The 19,936-nt window shown below is 64.1% G+C and carries 18 protein-coding genes; 16 read left to right on the top strand and 2 right to left on the bottom strand.

What is annotated here, in order from left to right; translation table 11 throughout:
• The first annotated feature begins 39 nt into the window (after window positions 1-39).
• The 11 genes from A7X65_RS27920 (at window position 40) to A7X65_RS27870 (ending at window position 10,500) form a co-directional block, all read left to right on the top strand.
• Window positions 40-888: a VOC family protein gene (locus A7X65_RS27920; RefSeq protein WP_063691335.1), complete on the top strand. Its 849-nt coding sequence runs from the start codon at window positions 40-42 to the stop codon at window positions 886-888.
• Window positions 889-1,208: 320 nt separating this feature from the next.
• Entirely contained in the window at window positions 1,209-1,868 is a 660-nt protein-coding gene (locus tag A7X65_RS27915; protein WP_063691334.1) for a TetR/AcrR family transcriptional regulator, read from the top strand.
• Between the two features lie 411 nt (window positions 1,869-2,279).
• Window positions 2,280-3,089, top strand: coding sequence for an ABC transporter permease (locus A7X65_RS27910; RefSeq protein ID WP_063691332.1), 810 nt, complete (start codon window positions 2,280-2,282; stop codon window positions 3,087-3,089).
• Between the two features lie 71 nt (window positions 3,090-3,160).
• A complete protein-coding gene (locus tag A7X65_RS27905) occupies window positions 3,161-4,153 on the top strand; it encodes an ABC transporter substrate-binding protein (RefSeq protein ID WP_063691330.1) in 993 nt (330 codons plus the stop codon).
• Window positions 4,150-4,998, top strand: a complete 849-nt coding sequence (locus tag A7X65_RS27900; protein ID WP_063691328.1) for an ABC transporter ATP-binding protein — start codon at window positions 4,150-4,152, stop codon at window positions 4,996-4,998. Before A7X65_RS27905 ends, A7X65_RS27900 begins: the two co-directional genes overlap by 4 nt.
• Window positions 4,999-5,002: 4 nt before the next feature.
• Entirely contained in the window at window positions 5,003-6,409 is a 1,407-nt protein-coding gene (locus A7X65_RS27895) for an enolase-like domain-containing protein (RefSeq protein WP_063691326.1), read from the top strand.
• Entirely contained in the window at window positions 6,406-7,557 is a 1,152-nt protein-coding gene (locus A7X65_RS27890) for a Gfo/Idh/MocA family protein (RefSeq protein ID WP_063691325.1), read from the top strand. Before A7X65_RS27895 ends, A7X65_RS27890 begins: the two co-directional genes overlap by 4 nt.
• A 127-nt stretch (window positions 7,558-7,684) precedes the next feature.
• Window positions 7,685-8,875 carry a dihydrodipicolinate synthase family protein gene (locus A7X65_RS27885; protein ID WP_063691321.1) on the top strand — a complete coding sequence of 397 codons (1,191 nt, stop codon included), beginning with the start codon at window positions 7,685-7,687 and terminating at the stop codon, window positions 8,873-8,875.
• The gene (locus A7X65_RS27880) at window positions 8,875-9,738 is read left to right on the top strand and encodes a sugar phosphate isomerase/epimerase family protein (RefSeq protein ID WP_063691319.1); all 864 of its coding nucleotides are present in this window, start codon (window positions 8,875-8,877) and stop codon (window positions 9,736-9,738) included. Before A7X65_RS27885 ends, A7X65_RS27880 begins: the two co-directional genes overlap by 1 nt.
• A 313-nt stretch (window positions 9,739-10,051) precedes the next feature.
• Entirely contained in the window at window positions 10,052-10,252 is a 201-nt protein-coding gene (locus A7X65_RS42815) for a hypothetical protein (protein ID WP_167358292.1), read from the top strand.
• A gap of 47 nt (window positions 10,253-10,299) precedes the next feature.
• Window positions 10,300-10,500, top strand: coding sequence for a hypothetical protein (locus A7X65_RS27870; RefSeq protein ID WP_063692539.1), 201 nt, complete (start codon window positions 10,300-10,302; stop codon window positions 10,498-10,500).
• A 177-nt stretch (window positions 10,501-10,677) separates the two neighbouring features.
• Here the strand turns inward: A7X65_RS27870 and rocD are convergent, their stop codons facing one another.
• Both rocD and A7X65_RS27860 read right to left on the bottom strand, forming a co-directional pair.
• On the bottom strand, window positions 10,678-11,892 hold the full coding sequence (gene rocD, locus A7X65_RS27865) for an ornithine--oxo-acid transaminase (protein ID WP_063691316.1): 1,215 nt from the start codon (window positions 11,890-11,892) through the stop codon (window positions 10,678-10,680).
• A 225-nt stretch (window positions 11,893-12,117) separates the two neighbouring features.
• On the bottom strand, window positions 12,118-13,338 hold the full coding sequence (locus A7X65_RS27860; RefSeq protein WP_063691314.1) for a cytochrome P450: 1,221 nt from the start codon (window positions 13,336-13,338) through the stop codon (window positions 12,118-12,120).
• A gap of 120 nt (window positions 13,339-13,458) precedes the next feature.
• Here A7X65_RS27860 and A7X65_RS27855 point away from each other — a divergent pair, with 120 nt between their 5' ends.
• The 5 genes from A7X65_RS27855 (at window position 13,459) to A7X65_RS27835 (ending at window position 19,800) form a co-directional block, all read left to right on the top strand.
• A complete protein-coding gene (locus tag A7X65_RS27855) occupies window positions 13,459-14,001 on the top strand; it encodes a phosphonopyruvate decarboxylase (protein ID WP_063691312.1) in 543 nt (180 codons plus the stop codon).
• Window positions 13,998-14,588, top strand: a complete 591-nt coding sequence (locus A7X65_RS27850; RefSeq protein WP_063691311.1) for a thiamine pyrophosphate-dependent enzyme — start codon at window positions 13,998-14,000, stop codon at window positions 14,586-14,588. The genes A7X65_RS27855 and A7X65_RS27850 overlap by 4 nt, the downstream gene beginning before the upstream one ends.
• Window positions 14,589-14,736: 148 nt before the next feature.
• On the top strand, window positions 14,737-15,438 hold the full coding sequence (locus tag A7X65_RS27845) for a TetR/AcrR family transcriptional regulator (RefSeq protein WP_063691310.1): 702 nt from the start codon (window positions 14,737-14,739) through the stop codon (window positions 15,436-15,438).
• Between the two features lies 1 nt (window position 15,439).
• Window positions 15,440-16,633 carry an efflux RND transporter periplasmic adaptor subunit gene (locus tag A7X65_RS27840; protein ID WP_063691309.1) on the top strand — a complete coding sequence of 398 codons (1,194 nt, stop codon included), beginning with the start codon at window positions 15,440-15,442 and terminating at the stop codon, window positions 16,631-16,633.
• 71 nt (window positions 16,634-16,704) lie between these two features.
• Entirely contained in the window at window positions 16,705-19,800 is a 3,096-nt protein-coding gene (locus A7X65_RS27835) for a MexW/MexI family multidrug efflux RND transporter permease subunit (RefSeq protein ID WP_063691307.1), read from the top strand.
• The last annotated feature ends 136 nt before the right edge of the window (window positions 19,801-19,936 follow it).

The following is a 19,936-nucleotide window of genomic DNA, read 5'->3' as shown; positions in this document are numbered from 1 at the left end:
TTTCGGCTCACGGTTCCAGGTCGACCAAAAGGGAAGAGCATGATCACCGGCCTCGATCACATCGTCGTTCTGGTCAGGGATATCGGCGCGGCGAAAGCGGCCTATCAGACGCTGCTCGGACGTAGCCCGGCCTGGCAGAACTCGGGCGAGGGCGCCGACCGGGTGCTGTTCACCCTCGACAACATGACCATCGAGCTGATGGCGCCGAACGGCTTCAGCGTCACCGCCGACCGCATGCGCGCGCTGCTCGACGACCAGGAGGGCGTGCTCGCCAGCCTGTGCTTTCGTGTCGCGGACATGGGCAAGATGCATCGCCGCCTGGAGCGGGTGGCGCTCAAGCCCGATCCGGTCGCCGAGGTCGAAAGCACCGATTCCGAATCCGATGCCGTCCTGCACTGGAAGCGCACCCGCGCCGCCACCGAGCTGACGCGCGGCGTGCGCATGTTCTTCCTCGAGCTCGCGGACGAGCGCCCCAAATCGGTCGCGACCGACATCGCGCCGATCGACGGGCTCGACCACGTCGTGATCACGACGGAGGATTCCGAGCGCGCCGCGGCGCTCTACGGCGCACGGCTCGGGCTCGATCTCGCGCTCGACCGCTCGCACCAGGATTGGGGCCAGCTGATGTTCTTCCGCTGCGGCGACCTCATCGTCGAGGTGGTGCGCCGCCCCGTGGCGGGCGGCGATGCCGCCCGTGACCGGCTCTGGGGCCTGAGCTGGCGCGTCGCCGACATCGACGCCACCCGCGCCCGCCTGATCGCGGCCGGCCTCGACGTCACCGAGGTCCGCAACGGCCGCAAGCCCGGCACGCGCATCATGACGGTGCGGAACGGGACGTGTGGCATCCAGACGGTGCTGCTGGAGCGTTCGCCGAAGCCGGTGGAGTAGGGGGCGACGGTCTTTCGCTACGAAGACTCCCGTAGGGTGGGCAAAGGCGCGCTTGCGCCGTGCCCACGTCTTTTCCCGTTTCATGCGAAGACGTGGGCACGCTGAGCCTTGCCCACCCTGCGAAACTCTCCCTCCGTCATTGCGAGCGAAGCGAAGCAATCCAGGCTGTCACCGCGTCGGCAGTCTGGATTGCTTCGTCGCTTCGCTCCTCGCAATGACAGCGGGAGCGTGGTACATGGCATACCGAGAGCACCCAGTGAGCACCCGGTTTGGCGATAAAGGCAAAGCGAACTCTGAAATGGCAGCGCGATCCCGAGGGGATGCGGCTGCGCATTCTCGAAGCCGCCAAGCAGGAGTTTTCCGCCCATGGCCTCGCCGGCGCGCGCGTCGACCGCATCGCGGCCAAGGCCGGCGCCAACAAGCGCATGCTGTACTACCACGTCGGCAACAAGGACGAGCTTTATCTGGCGGTGCTCGAAGGCGCCTATGACAAGATCCGCAGCGAGGAGCGCGGGCTCGATCTCGAGCATCTCGATCCGCCCGAGGCGATCCGCCGCCTGATCGAGTTCACCTGGACCTACTTCCTGCGCAACCCCGAATTCCTTTCGCTGCTGCAGACCGAGAACCTCGCGCGGGCCAAGCACCTGAAGAAATCGACCAAGGTCAAGTCGATGCACTCGCCCTTCGTCGAGATGATCCGCACCGTGGTGCGGCGCGGCGTCGACTCAGGCGACTTCCAGGTCGCGGTCGATCCGGTCCAGCTCTACATCTCGATCGCCGCGCTCAGCTTCTTCTATCTCTCCAATTCGGCGACGCTCAGCGTGATCTTCGGCCGCGATCTCTTGGACAAGAAGGCCAAGGACGAGCGCCTCGCCCACATGGCCGGCCTGGTGCTGGCGGCGCTCACAGGGCGGTCGTCGGAGCTGTTCGAGATCGCGAAAGCGCCCAAGCCGCGCGCCGCGGTGGCGCAGACGGTGTAGTCAGGCTCGAGGTCCGTAGCCCGGCACTTTCCTCCGTCATTGCGAGCGCAGTGAAGCAATCCAGGGTCTTTCCGCGGCGGCAGTCTGGATTGCTTCGCTGCGCTCGCAATGACGATGCGGAAGCAGGTGCGTGTCGAACCGAGCGTCTCGTGCCCCGGACGCAGCGCAGCACTCCCGGCGATGCGAAGCATCGTCCGGTGTGATGCGCTGCAGAGCCGGGGTCCATTGCGCCACGGCGTACGCGGCCCTGGGTCCCGGCTCTGCGCAGCAGCGCGTCCGGGACACGGAGGTGCAAATCCCGTCCCCCACGCCCCCGGAACCGGCGCAAAACGTCACAGGGAAACCTCTGGACAGTATTTATCCAACGAGTTAATTTCTCCCCACAACGAAGAAGACTGCCGGGAGTGAAAATTGGCCGAGCCGAAGCCACAGAATGCGATCTCAAAGTTGCTGAATGCGGCGTGGGTTCGGCCGTTCTTGTTCCTCGTCTTCATCGTCGTGGCCTGGGATCTCGCGATCCGCCTGTTCAGGATTCCCGCCTACCAGATCCCGTCGCCGGGCGATGTGCTCGCCGTGCTCCGTACCGAGTGGCCGGAATTGCTGCGCCAGTCCTGGCCGACCGCCTACGCGACCGTCTGCGGCTTCCTGCTGTCGGCGCTGTTCGGCATTCCCGTCGCGATGCTGATCGCGGGCTCGAAGACGGTGGAGAGCTACGTCTATCCGCTGCTGGTGTTTTCCCAATCCGTGCCGAAGATCGCGATCGCGCCGCTGTTCGTGGTGTGGTTCGGCTTCGGCATCATTCCGAAGGTGATCTCGGCCTTCCTGCTCGGCTTTTTTCCGGTGGTGGTCTCGGCCGTGCAGGGTTTCAAGTCAGTCGATCCTGACATGGTCGACCTCGCCCGCGCCATGCAGGGCAGCCGCCTGCAGGTGTTCCGCGCGGTGAACCTGCCGCATGCGCTGCCGGCGATCTTTTCCGGCCTCAAGGTGTCCGTGACGCTTGCCGTGGTCGGCGCCGTCGTCGGCGAGTTCGTCGGCTCCAATTCCGGCATCGGCTATGTGATGCAGCGCTCGATCGGCACCTTCGACCTGCCGACGATGTTCGCGGCCCTCGTGATCCTGGCGCTGCTCGGCGTCGTCCTGTTCTGGATCGTGGACCGGATCGAGAAGCTGGTCATTCCCTGGCATGTCAGCCAGCGCGAGGACGTGATTTTCGCCTCTTGAGTTCTTCGCCTCTTGATTCAAGCAACGAACGGCCACCAACGGCCGAAGCAACAACGACAGGGAGAGTGACGATGAGGAAGTGGATTGGGGCTGCATCAGTGGCGCTGATGGCGTTTGCCGCAATGCCGGCGCAGGCTGCCGACAAGGTCGTGCTGATGCTCAACTGGTATGTCTACGGCGAGCACGCGCCGTTCTATTACGGCAAGGCCAAGGGCATCTATGCCGCCGAGGGCATCGATCTCGAAATTCAGGAAGGCCGCGGCTCGGCCGCGACCACGCAGGCCGTCGCCGCCAAGACCGCGGACTTCGGCTATGTCGACGTGCCCACCATGATGCGCGCCGCGATCAAGGGCGCGCCCGTGGTTGCGACCGGCGTGCTGCTGCAGACCTCGCCGATGTCCGCCATGGGCTTTGCCGACAAGAACATCAAAAAGCCTGAGGACATCAAGGGCAAGACGGTGGCGATCACGCCGGCGGATTCCATGACCCAGATCTGGCCGCTGTTCCTGAAGAAGACCGGCCTCAAGGAAAGCGATTTCCAGACGGTCGCCGGCGACGGCCAGACCAAGCTCAACGCCGTCATCAACGGCCAGGCCGATCTGCTGCTCGGCTACGTCATGGACCAGTCGATGAAGATCAAGGACGCCACCGGCAAGGACGTGTTCCCGATCAAGTTCGCCGACTACGGCATCAACATGGTTTCGTCGGGCATCATCGCCAATGCCGACTACGTGAAGGCCAATGCCGACCTCGTCCGCCGCTTCATGTCGGCAACGACCAAGGCGGTCGAAGCGGCCGAGAAGGAGCCGAAGGCGGCGGCCCAGTCGATCCTCGATGCCAACCCCAAGGGCGGCAAGATCGACACGCTGACGCAGGGCTTTGAGCTGACCATTCCGCTGTACCGGACCGCCGAGACCAAGAGCAAGCGGCCGTTCCAGGTCACCGACCAGAACATGACCGACTCGGTCAACCTGATGGTCGAATATGGCGGTCTCGACGCCAAGGCCAAGGAGAACCCGAAGGCCTTCTATACCAACGACTATCTGCCGAAGAGTGGCTCGTGAAACCAGCGACGATCGTGAGTGACACCGTGCAACCGGCCGCGCATCTGAGACTGGTGAGCGACCGGGCTGCCGGCGATGCGTCGGGCATCAAGCTATCAGGCGTGTCGAAAACCTACCGGACGCGCGACGGCGATGTGCCCTCGCTGCGTCCGCTCGACTTCCACATCAACGACGGCGAATTCTTCGTCGTGGTCGGCCCCTCCGGCTGCGGCAAGTCCACGCTGCTCAAGCTGATCTCGGGATTGCTGCCGCCGACCACCGGCGAGGTCCTGGTCGAGGGCGACAAGGTAACGACGCCGCACGGCAATGTCGGCATCGTCTTCCAGAACGCCCTGCTGCTGCCCTGGCGCAACATCCTCAACAACGTCATGCTGCCGATCGACATGAAGCGGTTGCCGCGGCAGGAATATCTCGCCCGCGCCAAGTCGCTCCTGAAGCTGGTCGGCCTCGAAGGCTTCGAGAAGAAATTGCCCTGGCAGCTCTCCGGCGGCATGCAGCAGCGTGCCTCGATCTGCCGCGCGCTGGTGCACGACCCCAGGATCATGCTGATGGACGAGCCGTTCGGCGCGCTCGATGCGCTGACGCGCGAGCGCATGAATGTCGAATTGATGCGGATCCAGCGCGAGACCGAGAAGACGGTGCTGCTGATCACGCATTCGATTCCGGAGGCCGTGTTCCTCGCCGACCGCGTGCTGGTCATGACCGAGCGGCCCGGTGCGATCGCCGCGATCTACGACGTGCCGCTGCCGCGCCCGCGCTCGCTCGACGTGATGGCCGATCCGGTGTTCACGGAGCTCGTGCAACGCATCCGCAAGCATTTCTTCTCGCAAGGTTCGCTGGACTAAGACCATGGCGCCGCGCCTGAAGCTGCGAGACATCGCCTTCTTCGAACGTCCCGTGCAGTTCGCGCGGCCGTTCCGCTTTGGCGCGATCACGATCAACGCGACGCCGCAGCTCTTCGTGCGGGTGGAGATCGAGGTCGAGGGCAGGGGGACGGCAGTCGGCGCCAGTGCCGAGCTGCTGGTGCCGAAATGGTTCGACAAACGGCCGGAGCTGTCGCCGGCGCAGACGGTCGACGGACTGCGACGGTCGCTTCAGATCGCGCGCGGGCTCTATCTGGCGCGGACCGGATTCCAGACCGCGTTCGATCTGCACGCCTCGTGCATCGGTGCCCAGATCGCGACCTGTGCGAAGAAGAATATTCCGGCGCTGGCTGCCGCCTATGGTCCTGCCGAGATCGACAAGGCGATCCTCGATGCGCTGCTCCGCGGCGTCGAGAGCAATTTCTTCGACGGGATGGCCGGCAATATCGCGGGCATCGATGCACGGCTCTCGCCGGACTTGAATGACGCTGATATCGCGCGGTTTCTCGTTCTTGCCAATCAGCACCGGTCGGAACGCGTTGCCATCCGTCATACTGTCGGCCTCGACGACAAGGTCGAGGGCGATGGCGGCGTGGCCGATCCGAAGGAAAACGCCGGCGCGCGCTATTTCAAGCTGAAGCTCGGCGGCGATCCCGAAGCGGATGCTATCAGGCTGATCCGTATCGGCCGCGAGCTGGCGACGTTGCCGTTTGACTACAAGGTAACGCTTGACGGCAATGAGCAGTATGCGGACCTGACGGCGCTTGCGACACTGGTCAGCCGGCTGGAGCGCGACAACACCCTGGAGCCGATCTTTCGCAAGCTGATCTACATCGAGCAGCCCATGCCGCGCGCCGTCACGCGTCAATCGCCGCTCGGCGATACCCTGCGCCGCCGCGGTTTCATTATCGACGAGGCGGATGATTCATATGACGCCTGGCCGACCGCCCACAAGCTCGGTTACAGCGGCATCTCGTCGAAGTCCTGCAAGGGCATCTACAAGTCGATCGTGAACTTCACCCGCATCGCCAAGCTGGACGAAGAAGGGGCGGAGTGCTTCGTGACAGGCGAAGACTTGACCTGCCAGCCCGGACTCGCTCTTCAGCAGGACCTGGCGCTCGGCGCACTGCTTTGCCTCGAACATGCCGAGCGCAACGGCCACCATTATGTCGACGGCTTTGGCGAGACGCCCGCCGCTGAAGCGCAGGCCTTCGCGGTCGCGCATCCCGATCTCTATGCCGATGCCGGGCAGGGCATCCGCCTCTCCATTCACGACGGCGATCTCCTGACGGGATCGCTCAACACAGTGGGCTTTGCGACGTCGGTCCATCCGGACTGGTCGGCGCTCCGCCCGCTCGAACAGCCAACATCACTTCAGGAGTATCTGGCATGACCACCCAACGCCTCGGCCTCATCATGAACGGCGTCACCGGCCGCATGGGGCTCAACCAGCATCTGATTCGCTCGATCGTCGCGATCCGCGACCAGGGCGGCGTCCGCCTGAAGAATGGCGACCGCGTGATGCCCGACCCGATCCTGGTCGGCCGCAGCGCCGAGAAGGTCGAGGCGCTGGCAAAACGCTACAACATCACGCGCTGGACCACCGATCTCGACGCCGCGCTCGCCGACAAGAACGACACCATGTTCTTCGACGCCGCGACCACGCAGGCCCGTCCCGGTCTGCTCACCCAGGCCATCAATGCCGGCAAGCACGTCTATTGCGAGAAGCCGATTGCGACCAATTTTGAGGAAGCCGTCGAGGTCGTGAAGCTCGCCAACGCCAAGGGCGTCAAGCACGGCACGGTGCAGGACAAGCTGTTCCTGCCCGGCCTGAAGAAGATCGCCTTCCTGCGCGACTCCGGCTTCTTCGGCCGCATCCTCTCGGTGCGCGGCGAGTTCGGCTATTGGGTGTTCGAAGGCGGCTGGCAGGAGGCGCAGCGGCCGTCCTGGAACTATCGCGACGAGGACGGCGGCGGCATCATCCTCGACATGGTCTGCCACTGGCGCTACGTGCTCGATAATCTTTTCGGCAACGTCCAGAGCGTGGTCTGCATCGGCAACACCGACATTCCTGAACGTTTCGACGAGCAGGGCAAGAAGTACAAGGCGACAGCGGACGACTCCGCTTACGCCACCTTCCAGCTCGAGGGCGGCGTCATCGCCCACATCAACATGTCCTGGGTCACACGCGTCTATCGCGACGACCTCGTCACCTTCCAGGTCGACGGCACGCTCGGCTCGGCGGTCGCAGGGCTCACCGACTGCATGATCCAGGCGCGGCAGGCGACCCCTCGGCCGGTCTGGAATCCCGACGAGAAGCGGCTGCACGATTTCTACGGCGACTGGCAGAAGCTGCCGGACAACGTCTCCTACGACAACGGCTTCAAGGAGCAGTGGGAGATGTTCATCCGCCACGTCTACGAGGATGCGCCCTACAAGTTCACGCTGCTCGAAGGTGCCAAGGGCGTGCAGCTCGCCGAATGCGCGCTGAAGAGCTGGAAGGAACGGCGCTGGATCGACGTCGCCCCGATCAAGGTCTGAGATAAGCCCCGATGTCTACCAAGCCGTCATTGCGAGCGAAGCGAAGCAATCCAGCGTCTTTCCGCAGAGGCAGTCTGGATTGCTTCGTCGCTTCGCTCCTCGCAATGACGGGGAGAGGTTCGAAGTCATGAACAAGCCCGTCCAACCCATGTCGTCATTGTCGCTCAAGCTGCCGAAGGCCGATCGCTCGATCGAGACCTACCGGTTGGCGGCCTCGCGCGCGTTTCCGGCGAAGCTCGAGGGACCGCTGAACCGCATTGCCTTCTCGGCCGTGCACACGGTCGCCGATCCCTTCGCCGACAACGACCCCTGGCTCTCGGTCGCCGTCGACTGGGACAAGACTATCGCCTTCCGCGAACATGTCTGGGACCTCGGCCTCGGCGTCGCCGAAGCGATGGACACCGCCCAGCGCGGCATGGGGCTGGACTGGCCGACCTCGCTGGAGCTGATCACGCGCTCGGTCGGCGCAGCCAAGCGGCGCAACGCGCTGGTGTTCTCGGGCGCCGGTACCGATCATCTCGCGGTTGAGGATGCGAAGACCATCGACGACGTGATCCGCGCCTACGAGGAGCAGCTCTCGGCGGTCGAGAAGGTTGGCGGTCGCATCATTTTGATGGCCTCGCGCGCGCTGGCAAAACTCGGTCGCAGCGCCGACGATTACGCCAAGGTCTATAATCGTGTGCTGTCGCAGGTCCGCGAGCCCGTCATCATCCACTGGCTCGGCGACATGTTCGATCCCGCCCTGACCGGCTATTGGGGCACCAAGGATCTCGACAAGGCGATGGACGTTGCGGTGGCCATCATCAACAACAACGCGTCTAAGGTCGACGGCGTCAAGGTTTCGCTGCTGGACAAGCAGCGCGAGATCGACATGCGCCGCCGCCTCGACAAGCGCATCAAGATGTATACCGGCGACGACTTCAATTACGCCGAGCTGATTGCGGGCGACGAACAGGGCTTCTCGCATGCGCTGCTCGGCATCTTCGATGCCATTGCGCCTGCGGCATCCTACGCGCTGTCGCGGCTGGCTGCCGGCGACGAGGCCGGCTTCCACGACGTGCTGGGGCCGACCGTGCCGCTGTCGCGGCACATCTTCAAGGCGCCGACGCGGTTCTACAAGACCGGCGTGGTGTTCATGGCCTATCTGAACGGCCACCAGGATCATTTCACCATGGTCGGCGGTCAGGAGAGCACGCGCTCCACGCTGCATCTGGCCGAGCTGTTCCGTCTCGCCGACAAGGCCGGCCTGCTCGCCAACCCCGAACTCGCGACGCAGCGGATGAAGACCGTGCTCGCCACCCACGGTATCGAATCCTGATGCGCGATTTTTCGTCCGACCATCGCTGGCTGTCGCTGAACACGGCGACCGTCCGCAAGCAGGGTGATTTGGTAGAGATCATCGATGCCTGCGCGAAGCATGGCATTCGCGCCATCGATCCCTGGCGCGACCAGGTCGCTTCCGTCGGTCTCGACCGTGCTGCGCGCGCCGTGCGCGATGCCGGTCTCGATCTCTCCGGCTATTGCCGTGGCGGCATGTTCACCTCCGACGCATCGCGCCGGGGCGAAGTGCGCGACGACAACCGCCGCTGCGTCGATGAAGCCAAGGCGCTGGGTGCATCCTGCATCGTGCTCGTCGTCGGCGGCCTGCCGCAATATTCGCGTCCGGGCAGCGAGCCGTCGAAGGACATCGTGGCGGCGCGCGGGCAGGTCGAGGAAGCCCTCGCGGAGATGCTCGACTATGCCAGGCAGGCAAAGCTGCCGCTGGCGATCGAGCCCTTGCATCCTGCCTATGCCGGCGACCGCGCCTGCGTGAATACGACGAAGCAGGCGCTCGACATCTGCGACCGGCTCGATCCTGCCCGCAGCGGCATGCTCGGCGTCGCGCTCGACGTCTATCACATCTGGTGGGATCCGGAGCTGATGGGCCAGATCGCGCGCGCCGGCAAGGATCGGTTGCTCGCGTTCCATGTCTGCGACTGGCTGGTGCCGACCAAGGACATCCTCAACGACCGCGGCATGATGGGCGACGGCGTCATCGACATCAAATCGGTGCGCAAGGCGGTCGAAGCCCAGGGCTTTGCTGGCTATTCCGAGATCGAAATCTTCTCCAACGACTGGTGGGGCAGGCCGATCGACGAGGTGCTGCGCATCTGCATCGAACGCCACAAGACGGTGGTGTAGAGTTACCAGAGGTGCGGCCTTTACGGGCTTGAGGCCTGCTGCCGCGTGTCGAAGCGGGCCTTCTGCTCACTGCTCAGCGTGGCATGGAGCTCATCTAGGCAGGGGCGCCCCGCTTGGCTGCTCGTCAGTATGGCCCGTCGAGGACACTGGCGAAGCAGCGAGCTGGTCGGAGTACCACCAATGATGAGGTGGACCGACATCAGCTTTCAGGCAGAATGTCATCATTCCGATGCCGCAGCCTCGCCACAGTCTGTGCCAGATCGGATGCGGTAATCAGTGGCATCAACGTTCAGCAGGCGCGGCGGATGTACCCATGCCTGTTGATCTTGAATGGCCCCGACGTGCAACCGTCGGGGCCATTGCTGTGATCGGCGTGACAGGGCTGGCGAGCTTTGCCGGAGGCACCGGCGTGCTTTATTGCGACTGTTCGGTGAAAAGTCAGACGATTGCGCTAACATCGATTCACCGTCAAACACCGGGCTATCACGCGTCAATTCGATCTGCGAAGCTGTGACAACACAAATGCGCTTGCAAACAAGCAAGCGCGAAGGGAGGTCCGCAGTGGATAAAGTTCGACGGTTGCGTGCGATGAGCTCACTGTGCCGCCAACAGGCCGCCTACAACAGCATGAACAAGTGGAAGCTGCTTGCAGAAGCAGAATACTGGGATCATCTGGCCGAGCTTGCGTTGTCTTCTCACTTCCAACAATGCAACGCGATCACAAGCACGAATGATGCTGAGCCGAAGACGATCTCCGCGTGAGGTCAGAAACGAGGACGTCGTTTACGTTACATGCCACTGCACCCATACAGAGGGCAGGGACATGCATGGTCTCGTCGGGCTTTGAAGCGGGACGATGACGTCGCCCGCTTCGTTCGACCGCCGCGCAAATCGCAACGAGAGAACGCGACGCCGTCCTCACGGCCGACGCAGGCAGGCTCAGGAGAAATCCTGGGTCAGGATCGTGGCGAACCGCTCCAGCGCCCAATCGACCTGGTCGCTGGTGATCACCAGCGGCGGGGCGATGCGGATCGTGTGCTCATGGGTATCCTTGGCGAGGATGCCCTTGCCCTGGAGCGCCTCGCAGTAGTGCCGGGCGCGCCCGGCCTCGGGATGCAGTTCGACCGCCAGCATTAAGCCGCGTCCGCGCACCTCGCGGATCGTGTTGGCACGAATGTCCTTCAAGCCTTCCAGAAACCGCGCGCCTTGCCTCGCCGCGTTCTCGATCATGCCTTCCTCGACCAGCACGCGCATCGCCGCACGTGCTATCGCGCAGGCCAGCGGGTTGCCGCCGAAGGTCGAGCCGTGCTGCCCGGGCTTCAAAGTCCCAAGCACGTCGTTGTTCGAAAGCACGGCCGATACCGGGTAGAAGCCGCCGGACAGGGCCTTGCCGAGCAGCGTCACGTCCGCCTCTATGCCCTCGTGCTGTTCGGCGAGAAGCTTGCCGGTGCGGCCGAGCCCGGTCTGGATCTCGTCGAGCACCAGCATCAAATTGTTGGCGGTGCAGAGCTCCCGCACTTTCGGGAAATAGCCGGCTGGAGGAATGACGACGCCGGCTTCGCCCTGGATCGGCTCGACCAGGAAGGCGACCGTGTTCGGGGTGATTGCTTGCTCCAGCGCTGCGGCGTCGCCGAACGGGATGATCTTGAAGCCCGGCGCGAACGGCCCGAAGTGCCCGTGTGTCTCGGGGTCGGTTGAGAAGCCGACGATGCCCAGCGTGCGTCCGTGGAAATTGTTGGCGCAGACGATGATCTCGGCCTGGCCGTCCGGCACGCCCTTCACCTCGTAGCCCCATTTGCGCACCGACTTGATCGCGCTTTCGACCGCCTCCGCGCCGCTGTTCATCGGCAGCACCTTGTGGGAGCCGGTGAGCGCTGCGATCTCCTCGTAGAACAAGGCGAGCTGGTCGTTGTGGAAGGCCCTCGAGGTGAGCGTCAGCCTGTGCGCCTGTTCGACCATCGCCGCCAGGATCTTGGGGTGGCAATGGCCCTGGCTGACCGCCGAGTAGGCGGAGAGGCAATCGAGATAGCGGTTGCCTTCGGTATCCCAGACCCAGACGCCTTCGCCGCGCGAGAGTACGACCCCGATCGGCGCGTAATTATGGGCCCCAAAGCGTGCTTCTGTTGCGATGAAATCAATGACCGACGAGCTCATCTGTCGTCACTCCATTGCTGCGCGCCGGGATCAAGTGACCGCGCCGGCCGCGCTCAAGCTGATGTGGGTATCAATCTGCCCGCGCGGAAGCCTTCATGTGCCCGATGCGCGGCTCGGCCTGATTTGCCCGACATGTCAGATGGTTCTGCCGAACCACAGGGTATCGCTCGTGGACCCGCCGCCTACTGTGCATGGGGTTGTTTTCGATGTTTTGTTTTGGGGCCCCTAGCCGAGCGCGCAGGGCACGCTCAGGAATCCGCGGAACCGCACCCGTCCGCCCCGCACCGGCTGCCCGCTCACGGTATAGTCCGGGAAGCGCGCCAGGAACCGTGAGATCGCAATGGCACCTTCCAGCCGCGCCAGCGCCATGCCCGCGCATTGATGCGCGCCGGTGGCAAACGCGAGGTGGCGGTTCGGCGTCCGCGCGATGTCGAAGCGTTCGGGGTCCGGGAATTGCGCGGGATCGCGGTTGGCAGCACCGATGCACAAGGTCACCGACGTCCCGGCCTCGAGCATCACGCCGCCGAGCTCGACCTTTTCCGTGGTCATGCGGTTGCCGAGCTGGTTCGAGCTTTCGTAACGCAGCATCTCCTCGACGGCGGTCTTGATCAGGTCGGGGTTGTCGATCAGGCGTTGCTTCTGGTCCGGATTGCGGTCGAGCGCGACGAGGCCGTTGCCGATCAGGTTGGTGGTGGTCTCGTGGCCGGCATTGAGCAGGAAGATGCAATTGTGCAGCAGCTCCTTCTCGGTCAGCCGCTCGCCATTCTCCTCACCCTGGATCAGTCGCGTCAGCTCGTCTCTATCGGGATTGCCGGGCTTGGCTCGCCTGCGCGCCACCAGCGTTTCGAGATAGGCGAGGAAGTCCGTCACAGCCCTGTTGCCGCGTGCGGCGACGTCTGGCGACACCACGGGCTCGAGCGCCCCGAGGATCGCCAGCGACCAGTCGCGCAGCGGTCCGCGTTCCCCGTGGGGAACGTCGAGCAGATTGCCGATCACCTCGATGGGAATGGACGCGGCGAAATCCTCGATCAGCTCGCACGCGCCTTTGGCGGCGATGGCGTCGAGCAGGCCGTCGACCAGCTTGACGAGATCGCCTTCCATCCCCGCGATCGCGCGCGGCGACAATGCGCCCATGATCAGGCGCCGCACGCGGGTGTGCGCCGGCGGGTCGTTGAAGACGAGGCTGGTGGTGTGATGCTCGTAGAGCGGCGTGTCGCCGTATTTCGGCGCGAACTCGCGCTTCTTGTCCGAGCTGAACGACTTCGTGTTCTTGTAGGTGGTGACGAGATCGTCGTAGCGGGTCAGGAACACCGTGCCGTTCGGCAGGCGCTTGACCGGTTCGTTCTCCCGCAGTGCACGATAGGTCGGGTAGGGGTTGTCGTAGAAATCAGGCGTCAGCTTCTCGAGGTCGAAGCTGGCGGCCAGCGCCTTCGCATCTGCGTTCATCCCGTTATACTCGCCGGTTAAAGCCGTTATGCCGTTTTTGTTGTTCTGGTCGGCGCATGCATGCGTCTACAGTCTTGGCATCTTAAGTCTTGGCATCTTGCTAGCCGACCGGACAGGAAAATGCACGCACGCGCTGACGCTACCGACACGGCGCCAAATTGGCCCGATGATATTTTCGCAACCTTGCAACGCTTCGACGTCCGGCAGGTGCCTTATGTGCCCGATGCCGGCCACTCGAAACTGATTGAGCGCGTGCTGGGCTCCTCCACCATGCGCGGCATTCCGCTGACGACGGAGGAGGAGGGCGTGGCCCTGCTTGCCGGCGCCTGGGCGGGCGGCCAGCGCGGCGTGCTGCTGATGCAGTCGAGCGGCGTCGGCAATTGCATCAACATGCTGTCGCTGATCCCGATCCTGCGCTTCCCCTTCCTCACGCTCGTGACCATGCGCGGCGAGTGGGGTGAGTTCAATCCGTGGCAGGTGCCGATGGGATCGACCACGCAGGGCGTGTTCGAGCTCTCGGGCGTCCAGGTGCTGCGCGCCTCCAGCGCGCCCGAGGTGCCGGCGGTGCTCGAGGCGGCTGCCTCGCAGGCCTACAACGCGCTCACGCCCACCGCCGTCCTTCTGTCGCAGCGCCTGATCGGCGCCAAGGTATTCACCAAATGAGCAAGGCCAATCTCCTCGACCGCCGCCAGGTGGTCTCCACCCTGCTGGCCAACCGCAAGGACGTCGTCGCGATCGGCGGCCTAGGGGCCTCCACCAACGACATGTGCGCCGCCGGCGACCACGCCCGCAATTTCTATCTCTGGGGCGGCATGGGCGGCGCCGCGATGATCGGCCTCGGGCTGGCGCTGGCGCAGCCAAAGCTGCCGGTGCTGGTCATCACCGGCGACGGCGAGATGCTGATGGGCCTCGGCAGCTTTGCCACCATCGGCCTGCAGAAGCCGGCCAACCTCTCGATCGTCGTGCTCGACAACGAGGCCTATGGCGAGACCGGCGGCCAGACCAGCCACACCTCGGCCGCCGCCGACCTGGTCGGCGTCGCCAAGGCCTGCGGCATCGCGGACAGCCGGTCGGTCACGACCATGGCCGAGGTCGAGGCCTTCGCTAGAGCCGTCCACGACGTCTCGGCGGGGCCGCGCTTTGTCAATGTTAAGATCGATAACGCCAGCCTCGAGCGGATCCTCCCCACCCGGGACGGCACCTACATCGTCAACCGGATCCGCGGCGACCTCGGCTTCCAGCCGATCTAGGTCGGCCCCGCTCGTCATGGGGCCTGCGAGCACGATTATGCTCGCGGGCCGTGCAGTCGCGACTGATTTCCACTGATTTTACAACGCATTCTGGTTGCGATGCAGCATAGTGCTTGACTTTTGCGTGGGTGAGTGCTTACTCACTAGCATGAGCTCATTGCGAATGACGAGCGACCTGAGGCGTCAATTGATCCTCGGCGCCGCGAAACGCTGCTTTGCCCGACACGGCTATACCGGCACCACGACCAAGAGCGTGGCGGCCGCCGCTGCCATTTCCGAAGCGCTGCTGTTCAAGCACTTCCCGTCCAAGGCGGCGCTCTACGCCGAAATCCTCAGCGACGAATGTGAGGCGGACCCGGCCTTGATGGAGCTGCTCGAGCGGGAGCCGTCGACGGCGGCCCTGGTCGAGCTGATCCGCGGCATGGTCGAGCATTTTCTCGAGGTCGCCGACGGGCCGGACCAGGAAGAGGCGCAGCGCCTGCGACTGATGGCCACGAGCCATTTGGATGATGGCGAATTCGCCCGTCTGCTATATGCCAAGATCGAGAAGCTGATCGGGGCGGTCTTCGTCACCTCGCTCGAGCGCGCGGTGGCCAGCGGTGACGCGCGGCCGTTCAGCGGCGATCCGCTCAACCTGTTCTGGTTCGCGCATCACACGGTGATGATGGCTGCGCTGACCAGGCTGCCGGCCACGCCTTGCCTCGCTTACGGCAAGGCTGGCGACCTCGAGCGGCAGCTCTGTGAGTTTCTCCTGAGGGGTATCGGACTTAACGACGCCGCAATTGCTTCGCATTTGGGCCGCGATCAGGCCGCGGATGCGGGCAAGCCGGCGATTGCAGAAAGTGCATGACATGAACATCGTAGCCGAACACAAGATTTCGGGCGAACCGATCGACAACAAGGCTCCCAAGCGTCCGGTCCGGCCGGTGCTCTGGTTCATCATCGTCGGCGCGCTGCTCGCTGCGCTCGTCGGTGGTCTCGTCTGGTTCAATTATTTCCGTGGCCAGATGATCAAGCAGTTCTTCGCCAACAATAAGCCGCCGCCGACGGCCGTCAGCGCGGCCGAGGCCAAGTCCGAGGTGGTGCCGAACCTGCTGACCGCAGTCGGCGGTCTCGCCGCCGTTCACCAGGTCGACGTCAGCGCCGACGTCAACGGCCGCGTCACCGAGATCAAGTTCGAGCCGGGTACGCATGTCGAGGCCGGCACGCCACTGGTGCAGTTCTTCGACATGCCGGAGCAGGGCGACCTCGCCAATTACAAGGCGCAGGCTACCGTCGCGCAGCTCTCGCTCGACCGCGCCAAGCAGCTGGCTTCGCGCCAGTTCGGTCCGCAGGCGACCGTCGACAACGCGCAGGCCGCCTACGACCAGGCGCTGGCGGGCATCGCCAAGACCGAGGCGGTGATCTCGCAGAAGCTGGTGCGTGCGCCGTTCTCCGGCGATCTCGGCGTCCGCAAGGTCGAGGTCGGCCAATATCTGACGGCCGGCACGGCGATCGTCTCGCTGACCGACCTGTCGGAGCTGTGGGCCAACTTCACCGTGACGGAAAAGGATTCCGGCAGCCTCAAGGTCGGCCAGCTGGTCCGCTTGAAGGTCGACGCCTATCCGGGCCGCACCTTCGAGGGCAAGATCACCACGATCGAGCCGCAGATCGCTACCGACACCCGCAACATCCGCGTGCAGGCCACGATCGCCAATCCCGAGAAGATCCTGAAGCCCGGCATGTTCGTGACCACGACGGTGGTGCTGCCGGAGAAGCCGGCGGTGATCACCGTTCCCGAAACGGCGGTCGACTACACGCTGTACGGTGACTCCGTGTTCGTGATCACCGAGAAGAAGGAAGAGGACGGCAAGACCAGCCTCTCCGCGGTGCGCACCTTCGTGCAGACCGGCAACCGCGTCGAAGGCCGCGTCGAGATCGTCAAGGGTCTCAAGGCGGGCGACAAGGTCGTCGCAGTCGGCCAGCTCAAGCTGCAATCGGGTGCGGCGGTGTCGATCTCGACCGACCCCGCTCCGCAGATCCCGGCGCAGCCGCCCCGCTACTGATTCCAATACATCCAAGTGATCCGGCCTGGCCGGATCACTTTTCTTGAGACAAAGAAATCGAGATCGCCGCGATGCGCTTTACCGATATTTTCATCAAACGCCCGGTCCTGTCGGTCGTGGTCAGCCTGCTGATCCTGCTGATCGGCCTGCGCGCGGCGATGGTGCTGCCGATCCGGCAATATCCGAAGCTTTCGAACACGGTCATCAACATCACGACCGTCTATCCCGGCGCGTCCGCCGACCTGATCCAGGGCTTCATCACCACGCCGATCGAGCAGGCTGTCGCCTCCGCCGAAGGCGTCGACTACATGACCTCGTCCTCGGTGCTCGGCACCTCGACGATCCAGGTCTACATCAAGCTGAACTTCGATCCGAACCAGGCGCTCACCGAGGTGCTGGCCAAGACGAACTCGGTCAAATACCTGATCCCGAAGGAATCGAACGACCCGATCGTCACCAAGACCACGGGCCAGACCACGGCCGTGATGTATCTCGGCTTCTCCTCCGAGGAGCTGTCGGGCTCGGCGATCTCGGACTATCTGACGCGCGTGGTGCAGCCGGTGCTGTCGACCGTCGACGGCGTCGCCTCGGCCGATATTCTCGGCGGCCAGACCTTTGCGATGCGGCTGTGGCTTGATCCCATGAAGATGGCCGGCCGGAACGTGTCGTCGGCCGATGTCGCGGCCGCGATCACGGCCAACAACTTCCAGTCCGCGGCGGGCCAGACCAAGGGCTATCTGATCGTCTCCAACATCTCGACCAACACCAGCCTCACCGACGTCAACCAGTTCAGGAAGATGATCGTGAAGGCCAAGGACGGCGGCTTCGTCCGGATGGAGGACATCGCCACCGTCGAGCTCGCCGCGCAGAGCACCGATGCGAGCGTCGCTTTTAACGGCGAGCGTGCGATCTTCATCGGCGTGAACGCGACGCCGCAAGGCAATCCGCTGACGTTGGTCAAGGGCGTGCGGGCACTGTTCCCGGAACTCGAGCGCAACCTGCCACCCTCGATGAAGATGAAGGTCGCCTACGATTCGACCAAGTTCATCCAGTCCTCGATCGACGAGGTGGAGAAGACGCTGGGCGAAGCCGTGATCATCGTGATCGTGGTGATCTTCCTGTTCCTGGCCTCGCTGCGCTCGGTCATCATCCCGGTCGTCACCATCCCGCTGTCGATGATCGGCGTCTGCACCCTGATGCTGGCACTGGGCTTCAGCTTCAACCTGCTGACCCTGCTCGCGATGGTGCTCGCGATCGGCCTCGTGGTCGACGATGCCATCGTGGTGGTAGAGAACATCCATCGCCACCTTGAGGAGGGGAAGACACCCGTGCAGGCGGCGATGGAGGGCGCGCGCGAGATCGTCGGCCCCGTCGTATCGATGACCATCACGCTCGCGGCGGTGTACGCTCCGATCGGTTTCCTCGGGGGCCTCACCGGTTCGCTGTTCCGCGAGTTCGCCTTCACGCTCGCGGGCTCCGTGATCGTATCCGGCGTGATCGCGCTGACGCTGTCGCCGATGATGTGCTCGGTGCTGCTGAAGAACACCGAAGAGGGCCGTTTCGCCAAGCTGGTCAACCGTGTGTTCGGCGCGATGACGCGCTGGTATGGCCGCAGGCTCGACCGCTCGCTGGACTACAAGGCGATCACCGGCCTGTTCGCGATCACGATCCTCGGCCTCGTCGGCTTCCTCTACATGCACACGTCGAAGGAGCTGGCGCCCGAGGAAGACCAGGGCATCGTGTTTGCGGTGACCAAGGCGCCGAAATACGCCAACATCGACTATGTCGATTTCTACGGTGACAAGCTCGACAAGGAATTCCAGAAGTTCCCCGAGACCGATTTCCGCTTCGTGCTGAACGGCATCAACGGCCCGCAGGGCGGCATCGCGGGTTTGCTGCTCAAGCCTTGGGAGGAGCGCAAGCGGTCGTCGATCCAGTTGAAGCCGCTGGTGCAGGCCGAACTCTCCAAGATCGAGGGCGTGCAGGCCTTTGCGTTCAACCTGCCGCCGCTGCCGGGCGGTCCGGGCGGTCTGCCGGTGCAGATGGTCATCAACTCGACCGCAGGCTACCAGACCGTCTACGAGCAGATGGAGAAGCTGAAGGATGCTGCGCGCAAGAGCGGCATGTTCATCGTCTCCGACAGCGACCTCGCCTACAACCAGCCGAACGTTCAGGTCACGATCGACCGCAGCAAGGCGCAGGATCTCGGCGTCAACATGCAGAACCTCGGCTCTACGCTCGCGGTGCTGCTCGGCGGCAACTACATCAACCGCTTCAATCTCGAAGGCCGGTCCTACCAGGTGATCCCGCAGGTGCCGCGCGGCCAGCGGCTCTCGCCGGAATCGCTCGGCGGCTATTATGTGACGACCAACACCGGCCAGCAGCTCCCGCTGTCGACCGTGGTGTCGATCAAGACCAAGACCGATCCGAACTCGTTGACCCACTATAATCAGCTCAACTCGGCCACGTTCTCGGCCGTGCCGATGCCGGGTGTGACAGTGGGTGCGGCAGTGGACTTCCTCGAAGGTGAAGCCAAGAAGCTGCCCGCGGGTTTCAGCCACGATTACCTGGCCGACTCCCGGCAATATGTGCAGGAAGGCAACCAGCTCGCGATCACCTTCGGCTTCGCGCTGATCATCATCTTCCTGGTGCTGGCGGCGCAGTTCGAGAGCCTGCGTGACCCGTTCGTGATCATGATCTCGGTGCCGATGGCGATCGTCGGTGCGTTGATCCCGCTGTTCTTCGGCATGGCGACCATGAACATCTACACCCAGGTCGGTCTGCTCACCCTGGTCGGCCTGATCACCAAGCACGGCATCCTGATGGTGGAGTTCGCCAACGAGCTCCAGATCAAGGAGCGGCTCGACCGCCGCTCGGCGATCGAGATGTCGGCCCGCATCCGTCTGCGACCGATCCTGATGACCACGGCCGCGATGGTGACCGGCCTGATCCCGCTGCTGACCGCCACCGGCGCCGGCGCGGCCAGCCGCTTCTCGATCGGTCTGGTCGTCGTTGCCGGCATGTCGATCGGCACGCTGTTCACGCTGTTCGTGCTGCCCGCGGTCTACGTGGTGCTGGCGACCGACCACCGCGCGGCGGCCGATTCCGACCGGAACAAGCAGCTCAACGAGCTCGACCTCGGTTCCAAGGCGCTGCGGCCGACCTGAGGCCGGACGCGAGCCAATCCGAGGGCGGCAGCGGAGGGGTCCGCTGCCGCCCTTTTTCATTGGGGGCGGCACCAGTTCTGACGCCAGGGCCGCAGTCACAGGCCGGGCCCTCGGCGGCGCAGGCGAGAGACAAGGT

The sequence above is a fragment of the Bradyrhizobium stylosanthis genome (assembly GCF_001641335.1).
Taxonomy (GTDB): Bacteria; Pseudomonadota; Alphaproteobacteria; order Rhizobiales; family Xanthobacteraceae; genus Bradyrhizobium; species Bradyrhizobium stylosanthis.
This window is presented reverse-complemented; position numbering and strand designations above follow the sequence as displayed.

What these genes read in the sequence shown, in the direction of transcription:
- A7X65_RS27920 (WP_063691335.1), top strand. Translation starts at nt 40, where the DNA reads ATGATCACCGGCCTCGATCACATCGTCGTTCTGGTCAGGGATATCGGC.
- A7X65_RS27915 (WP_063691334.1), top strand. Translation starts at nt 1,209, where the DNA reads ATGCGGCTGCGCATTCTCGAAGCCGCCAAGCAGGAGTTTTCCGCCCAT.
- A7X65_RS27905 (WP_063691330.1), top strand. Translation starts at nt 3,161, where the DNA reads ATGAGGAAGTGGATTGGGGCTGCATCAGTGGCGCTGATGGCGTTTGCC.
- A7X65_RS27895 (WP_063691326.1), top strand. Translation starts at nt 5,003, where the DNA reads ATGGCGCCGCGCCTGAAGCTGCGAGACATCGCCTTCTTCGAACGTCCC.
- A7X65_RS27890 (WP_063691325.1), top strand. Translation starts at nt 6,406, where the DNA reads ATGACCACCCAACGCCTCGGCCTCATCATGAACGGCGTCACCGGCCGC.
- A7X65_RS27885 (WP_063691321.1), top strand. Translation starts at nt 7,685, where the DNA reads ATGAACAAGCCCGTCCAACCCATGTCGTCATTGTCGCTCAAGCTGCCG.
- A7X65_RS27880 (WP_063691319.1), top strand. Translation starts at nt 8,875, where the DNA reads ATGCGCGATTTTTCGTCCGACCATCGCTGGCTGTCGCTGAACACGGCG.
- A7X65_RS42815 (WP_167358292.1), top strand. Translation starts at nt 10,052, where the DNA reads ATGCCTGTTGATCTTGAATGGCCCCGACGTGCAACCGTCGGGGCCATT.
- rocD (WP_063691316.1), bottom strand. Translation starts at nt 11,892, where the DNA reads ATGAGCTCGTCGGTCATTGATTTCATCGCAACAGAAGCACGCTTTGGG.
- A7X65_RS27860 (WP_063691314.1), bottom strand. Translation starts at nt 13,338, where the DNA reads ATGAACGCAGATGCGAAGGCGCTGGCCGCCAGCTTCGACCTCGAGAAG.
- A7X65_RS27855 (WP_063691312.1), top strand. Translation starts at nt 13,459, where the DNA reads ATGCACGCACGCGCTGACGCTACCGACACGGCGCCAAATTGGCCCGAT.
- A7X65_RS27850 (WP_063691311.1), top strand. Translation starts at nt 13,998, where the DNA reads ATGAGCAAGGCCAATCTCCTCGACCGCCGCCAGGTGGTCTCCACCCTG.
- A7X65_RS27845 (WP_063691310.1), top strand. Translation starts at nt 14,737, where the DNA reads ATGAGCTCATTGCGAATGACGAGCGACCTGAGGCGTCAATTGATCCTC.
- A7X65_RS27840 (WP_063691309.1), top strand. Translation starts at nt 15,440, where the DNA reads ATGAACATCGTAGCCGAACACAAGATTTCGGGCGAACCGATCGACAAC.
- A7X65_RS27835 (WP_063691307.1), top strand. Translation starts at nt 16,705, where the DNA reads ATGCGCTTTACCGATATTTTCATCAAACGCCCGGTCCTGTCGGTCGTG.